The organism is Mycobacterium sp. IDUB_1 (assembly GCF_055419625.1).
This window is the reverse complement of the sequence record NZ_JBVAYA010000010.1, coordinates 1-1,400: the sequence shown is the minus strand read 5'-3', so window position 1 is coordinate 1,400 and position 1,400 is coordinate 1. Positions and strand designations below refer to the sequence as shown.

At 67.0% G+C, this 1,400-nt stretch carries 1 protein-coding gene; it reads right to left on the bottom strand.

The features are described from left to right. Positions 1 to 1,400, bottom strand: a 1,400-nt coding sequence (locus tag ACZYYX_RS29425) for an amino acid adenylation domain-containing protein (protein ID WP_463818371.1), incomplete at both ends; no start/stop codon positions are given.

The following is a 1,400-nucleotide window of genomic DNA, read 5'->3' as shown; positions in this document are numbered from 1 at the left end:
ACCGGGTCGGGTAGGGCCTTGCGGTCGAGCTTTCCGCTGGGGGTGAGGGGGAAGGCGTCGACCCTGACGAACGCCGCGGGCACCATGTGGCTGGGCAACCTCCGTGAGACGAAGGCGCGCAACGTGTCCGAATCGACGGGATCGGCCGACGCATCAGCGACGTAGTAGGCGATGAGTCGGTTGTTGTGGACGGTGATGTGGGTGGTGGTGATGGTGGGGTGTTGGGTGAGGGTGGTGGCGATGTCGGTGGGTTCGATGCGGATGCCGCGGAGTTTGATTTGGTCGTCGGTGCGGCCGAGGTAGTCGAGCACGGGTGTGCCGGTGGGGGTGTTGCGCCAGCGGACGAGGTCGCCGGTGCGGTACATGCGGGTGCCGGGTTCGTGGGGGTGTGCGATGAATCGTGTTGCGGTGAGGTGGGGTTGGTTGAGGTAGCCGTGGGCGAGTTGGGTGCCGGCGAGGTAGAGCTCGCCGGGGGTGTTGTCGGGGACGGGGTTGAGGTAGTCGTCGAGGACGTGGGCGGTGGTGTTGGCGCCGGGGGTGCCCAGGGCGACGGGGCCGTCGTGGTCGGTGTTGTGGGAGGTCCAGCCGAGGATGTCGACGGCGGTTTCGGTGGGGCCGTAGAGGTTGTGCAGGGGGGTGTGGGGGAAGTGGTGGTGGAAGCGGCGCAGGAGGGTGTTGGTGAGGGCTTCGCCGCCGACGGTGACGCGGGTGAGGGTGGTGCAGGTGGTGATGGTGGGTTCGTCGAGGAAGACGTCGAGCATGGAGGGGACGAAGTCGATGGCGGTGATGTGGTGGGTGGTGATGGTGTGGGTGAGGTAGTGGGGGTCGCGGTGTCCGTCGGGGCGGGCGATGACGGCGGTGGCTCCGGCGGCTAGGGGCCAGAACACTTCCCAGACGGAGGTGTCGAAGCTGATGGGGGTTTTGACGAGCATGCGGTCGGTGGCGTCGAGGGGGTAGGTGTGTTGGAGCCAGGTGATGCGGTTGGTGATGGCGGTGTGGGGGATGACGACGCCTTTGGGGGTGCCGGTGGTTCCGGAGGTGTAGAGGATGTAGGCCGCGGTGTGGGGGTGTACTGGGGGTAGGGGTGTGGGTTGTGGGTCGTGTTGTGCGGCAACGATGTCGTCTGTGTCGGTGAGCACGACCGCCGGCGTAGCGTCGGTGATCATGTGATCGCGGCGTGCTGGGGGGTAGTCGGGGTCCAGGGGTAGGAATGCTGCGCCGGTTTTGGTGGTGGCGATCAGGGCCACGATCAACTCGAGGGATCGGGGTAGTTGGATTCCGACGACGGTGCCGGGGCGGGCGCCGTGGGCGTGTAGGCGGGCGGCGTAGCGGTTCGACCATGCGTCGAGTTCGGCGTAGGTGACCTCGACACCCTCGAACGACAACGCAACAGCCCACGG